The sequence below is a fragment of the Shewanella sp. 5S214 genome, from assembly GCF_041439795.1.
Lineage (GTDB): Bacteria > Pseudomonadota > Gammaproteobacteria > Enterobacterales > Shewanellaceae > Shewanella > Shewanella vesiculosa.
The window spans coordinates 1-5,285 of the sequence record NZ_JBGOOV010000054.1 but is presented as its reverse complement, the minus strand read 5'-3'; the positions used below and the strand labels follow the sequence as shown (position 1 = coordinate 5,285).

At 40.9% G+C, this 5,285-nt stretch carries 6 protein-coding genes; all 6 read left to right on the top strand.

From position 1 onward, the window contains the following. Positions 1 to 145: 145 nt before the first annotated feature. Positions 146 to 562: a hypothetical protein gene (locus tag ACED29_RS20805; RefSeq protein WP_371698638.1), complete on the top strand. Its 417-nt coding sequence runs from the start codon at positions 146 to 148 to the stop codon at positions 560 to 562. Continuing rightward, on the top strand, positions 555 to 1,250 hold the full coding sequence (locus tag ACED29_RS20800) for a hypothetical protein (RefSeq protein WP_371698637.1): 696 nt from the start codon (positions 555 to 557) through the stop codon (positions 1,248 to 1,250). Before ACED29_RS20805 ends, ACED29_RS20800 begins: the two co-directional genes overlap by 8 nt. A gap of 691 nt (positions 1,251 to 1,941) precedes the next feature. After that, positions 1,942 to 2,346, top strand: a complete 405-nt coding sequence (locus ACED29_RS20795; RefSeq protein WP_140234308.1) for a hypothetical protein — start codon at positions 1,942 to 1,944, stop codon at positions 2,344 to 2,346. 89 nt (positions 2,347 to 2,435) lie between these two features. After that, positions 2,436 to 3,185 (top strand): hypothetical protein, encoded by a 750-nt coding sequence (locus ACED29_RS20790; RefSeq protein ID WP_140234307.1) that lies wholly within the window; start codon positions 2,436 to 2,438, stop codon positions 3,183 to 3,185. Positions 3,186 to 3,578: 393 nt separating this feature from the next. Then, positions 3,579 to 4,430 (top strand): hypothetical protein, encoded by an 852-nt coding sequence (locus ACED29_RS20785; protein WP_140234306.1) that lies wholly within the window; start codon positions 3,579 to 3,581, stop codon positions 4,428 to 4,430. 101 nt (positions 4,431 to 4,531) lie between these two features. Then, positions 4,532 to 5,032 (top strand): hypothetical protein, encoded by a 501-nt coding sequence (locus ACED29_RS20780; RefSeq protein WP_140234305.1) that lies wholly within the window; start codon positions 4,532 to 4,534, stop codon positions 5,030 to 5,032. Positions 5,033 to 5,285 lie beyond the last annotated feature (253 nt).

Genomic DNA, 5,285 nt, shown 5'->3' with positions numbered 1-5,285 from the left:
CTTCCTACAGAGGACTTTCACCTCATTAGTTCATGCCCATGCTGGGCGTACACAAGGCGCTGCTGTCGGACAAATTTTACGCTTCGCTCCAAATTTGCCGCAGAGCGCAGCGTTAGCTTTCTAGGCATCGATATCGAGTAGCTTTATGGAATTAGAAAAAATTAGATCTATTGAAGAGCTGAGAGAAGCTGGAAATATTCCAGATTTGGTTAAGCAGATTCAAAACATGATCAGCCCCCTGACGATCGAGGCTAATACTTATGATGAGCTTTTTGATGTAGTGATATGCCTTCAAAAAAATTGGCTTCCATTTACTAAAGGGCCATTTATTTCAAGGCAAGCTGAGTTTATTTATTACTTGACTGAGCTAGAAGGAAAACAAAGAAATAGAGCTATAGGCATTACAGATGAACATTACGAAGATACGACTATTGCCAAAAAGTGGTACAAGGAGGTTTCGCAACTAGTTCACCCTGATAAAGGTGGGGATGCAACAGCCTTCAATGTGTTGAGAAAGTTATATGAGGTAATTGTTGATGTGAAGGAAGATGAGAATGAGTGATGAGCAAAATCTTCCTGTCGTACATTCTGCAAAAGATCTGAGAATTAGCTTCCCTGAAAAAAATAAGCACATAAGTGAAAAGGAAGCAGAAAAGAACAGATGTCTTGTCAAAAGTAACGGTGCTTATACCAACGATGGCAGAGCTTACATAGATAAAAGCGCATTGCCTCACTTATTAGCAACTGATAAAAAAGGTGCCAATCGGTTTTTCAATAACTTGGAAGATGAAGACAAGCTAGAATTAGGCAATCAAAATCTAGCTTCCGTATCATCTGTAAACAAAGAGCTCTCTGAGCGAATTCAAGAGCCAAGAGATACATTGCAAAAGGAGCGTCTTCGAGACTCAGAGGCTTGTGTGAATGCTTTCCGAGATGCGCCTGAACTAGAAAAAATACGTGAAGTCGAAGAGTCAAAAAATAGAAAAGAGCAACCCAAGTTAAAAGCAAAAAAAATTAAAGCGGAAAACATTACTGCATGCGAACTAACAAGAGCTCCCTTAGATCCCGATGCAGATGCGCATCACATTGAGCGGCAGGCAGATAAGCCACGAAAGGCTAGAGACTTGAAGAATATCGTTGTGGCAAATAAACCTCCTCACCGCGAAGTTCATGCGGCGGGGGCAGAAACGCCAGAAGAGCTTTCCGCACTATGTGCTGAGAAAGGCTGGAATGATCCAACAAAAAGCTAACAAGCGCCTGCAATCTGACTCCGCAACCTGTCACTTTTTGTGCAAAACTCGCACAAAAACCGCCAGGTCGCTACGCAGTTGAGGCGGGCGTTAATCCATAGAAATTTTAATCCTAAACTTACGAATTAGATTTGGAAGCCTAGCTCGTTTCTGTCCAGCTACGGTTTAGAGTGACCGCACTAAGCAGTTATTGCCCCAAAGCTTGTTTCAAAGTTAAAAATGCAAGTAGGGCAAATAAAGCTTTGGCTATAGAAAAGCTAATGTGATGAGGTTACTTTCAATCTAGAAGTCATGCCCATCCGATCTTTCAAAAGCCTGCCAATACGCTTGTCAGGATAGCATCTCCCTCAAGACGGAGCGGAATGACCAACAACGAAAAGCAGCCTGCCTTATAAGCGCAAGCCTGTGAGAGGATGTGATACGAGTGTCAGCCTGAATGCGGGGGCCAAAAGGCTGTCAACCAAGTTCAATAATCAGTCGAAAGTCAGCTTGACAGAATGAGAAAGCTAAAACAATATCAAGTGATTACCCATCGAACTGTATAAAAAACAGCTATCGTATAAAAGCAAATTCCTATAGCATCATTTATACCAATTGACACGGATGTGGCAGCGGCCGAGTCCAACAAGCGATTTATGCTCTGCAAACAGCGGAGTGCATAAATACTAAGACGTTATGCATCAGGGAAGCTATGAGAGACGATTTAGAAAAAATTAGAATCGCATTTGAGAAAGTGGATAAGTCGAATCTCCCTATAACCTTCAGCAATTTCCCTCATGGGGCTTGTGGAGACACCTGCGAAGTATTAGCTGAAATTCTTTTAGAGCTTGGTCACGGAACTTTTCAATATGTAGCTGGACGCCGTGAAAATGGTAATAGCCATGCTTGGTTGCAGCGTGATTCAATCATAGTCGATATTACGGCAGACCAATTTGATGAAATATCTGAACATGTATACGTAGGGTCTTTAAATGATTGGTATAGGTCATTTGAAGTTCAGCAGGAGCATGAGGCTGGCTACAGTAGGTTGGGCGCTCGCTCAAGAGCTGAACTTTCAGGTGTTCATTCAAGAGTTTTGGCCGTATTAAATGCATAACAAACAAAGACAGCATCGCTTTGCGGGCTGGACGCGCTAATGCGAACCGCTGCTTTGGGTGTTAGGCATTACGAAAAATTTGAGGATATATGCAAGTATCAAGAAGAAGTAAGTTTTCCTTAGCACAGCTGTTGAGCGTGCTAGATAAGCCAACAGTTTTTGTGATTTTCGATAAATTTGGTTTTACTCCACAAGCAGTAGCATCTCCAACAGGGATAGCTGATGAGCTACTCTCTGCCTCCGACACGCTTTTATCTGATATTATTTTAGAGATTGTACATACAGCGAAAACGTTAAGAAATAAAACCAGTCCTAAATATCAGTTCGATGATCAATTTAGCATACTGGAAAAATCTTTACTTCTTGATGGATATCAAATTGAAGGTAACTCAGTTAAAGCGCTAGACCCTAATTTTGTGGGAAAAGAACCAGTTGAAGATGCTTTGATTAAGGAAGTTCAAGAGTCATCCATCGTAAACAAGCAAGACATTGTAGATGCTATAAAGTGTTCAGCTGATGATTTTGTAAAAGCACAACCAGACTATAACGGTAGTTTAACTAATATTCGTATCGCATTAGAAACACTAGTTAGAGAAATTGCTTTCGATAAAGGCTTCACGACAACAAAGAATGGTAACACTTGGGGGCCTTCACTTAATTACCTTAAAACGAATGGTTTTATCGACCAAAAAGACGAGAACGCTCTTTCTTCTGTGTATACATTTATTAGTAATGGGGCTCATATACCCTTAGGATTTAGTCAAGAAGAGTTTGTTCGTCTTGGGAGAAATTTATGCTATTCAATGTGTTACTTTTTTATCAAGAAGTTTAATGCCTAACAAGAGACTGTTCAAGATGGATTCGCAACGCGTGGCATTTTCACTATGCGTTGATTTAATATATCGCGTCAATTAACACATAGATGTCGCGTCAATTAGGGCGTCTATTATTTGAGCTATATGGGTTGTGAACTTCGCAGGGTGATCCATACACCTCATACTAAACCAATCTTCTTCAGGCCTTGTATTGTCAAGGATGCGAGCGTAGCGAGTACCAGTATGGCTTGTCCTTGATGATATAAGGGCCTGATGAAATAATGACCTATGAGGCGTATTTTAATTGACGCTAAGTTGGCTTTCTAGTTGTCGTCTTACAACGCATTTTTACTGTTCTAATGAGGTAAGTAAGCGCGCATTCGCACTATACAAATGTAAAGTGAGGCCAGATATAAAATGGAAAATTACATCTCAGAATTACAAGTAAGGCTTAGTGCATGCACAGCCAGAAGTCGGGATAGGCTAGAATATGCCTTCTATCTGACCATCAAATGTGATGATCTTTGTAGCTTGTACTTTGAGCACTTGAACAACACAGGCATTCGAAACAAGATAGTCAGGCATTTAAAAAATAGGGCAGGTGCAAACCAAGATAAAATTCCGCCCTGGTTTTTAGATAAGCTTATGCAAGATTTCTACGGAGCGGAGGGCCGCCACCGAATATCTCTAGGCACGGCAATCAAAGAGCTCTCAACGTTGTATAGCCAAGACAAAATAAAGACTTTTATCGAGTGGCAGATTCTATCGCATGGCATTCTCGACAGGAAACGAGCATTTGCCCTTACCGCAGTGCACTATGACCCAGACTTAGAAACCCTGCTGCTAAATTCGTGGTCTACATTTGGAGATGCTGGTTCGTTGGATGTGCTAGTAAAGCATGGATCAGACGAACAGCTAGCTCAGCTTTTCCCCGCTATATGGGCTTCAGCGCACGTCAAATCCTATATTCGCTATGTTGCTTTGAAGCGTGTGGCTAAGTTTGACTTCTCAAAGGTTGAATTTATAAAAACGGAGAGGCCTGTTTCTTATTTATCTGCTTGTGTTGCGGCAAGCAAAGATATTAGTGACGATTTTATCCTAGATGCTGCAAGATCGGTGGATTCAATCAATGATCTTGGATACATAGTTTGGTGCGCAGGCAAGCTCGAAAAAAGAAATGTACTTGATCATTTAATGGACGAAATCGAGGCAATTGAAGCAAAGATTCCACTAGAGTTCTGGGAACCGGAGTTCTATGGCGTCGCTTAACGAAGCCAAACACGGCGCCAGTTTTTCATTTCGGCTCCACTTTTACACGGCAAAGCTGCGCGTACTGGCAGCGTCAACGGTTTATTGGGTTTGGAGTTTAAATGACACAAAACGAATTAGTACAAGAAGTTCTATATATGGCTGAAAACATAACTCAAAACTTCAAACCAGTAGATGGTAGCTGTTTGTATATGAGCGCCATCCTAGCAGCAATGATTAATGACCATTTGCCTGTAGCGACTCGATTTGTGACGGGAAGTTTGTCTGTCGCAGGTTCTAAAATATTTGCTCATCACCCTATTAAACCAAAACTAAATCAAAAGTCAGGATTAATCGCACAATGGGATGGTCACGCTTGGGTTGAAGTTGACGATTTGATTTTTGATTTATCAATATTTCGAACAGTCTTTTCAACAGCAGCTTCACCTCATATTCAGACCCTCTTTGAAGAGAGATTTGATCGTGGTACGGCTTATTTAATTGGGCAAAATCATAAGCTAATCGAAATGGGTGTAGAGTATACCTCACTAGAACTATTGTCTGACGATGACGCGACCATATTTATACAAAATGCCGATAGGATTGGGTTGATAAACGGTTAAAATATTTGGTTCAGTGTAAACTTTATTTGATTACCATATATTCATAAATCCCACGACCTACCTTTAGACTCTTTGCACTAGCCCATTTCTGTCCAGAAATGAGTCAAAATATCTGTCGATTTTATTTGGCTACTAAATTAAGGCATTATCTAGGGTCTGTTGATCTTTCAATAGTGATTTTTAGACAGCATGGCAAGACGTTATAATTTGCTTCGCCAAAAGTAACTATAACCTCAAGCCATGCCAAGACTTA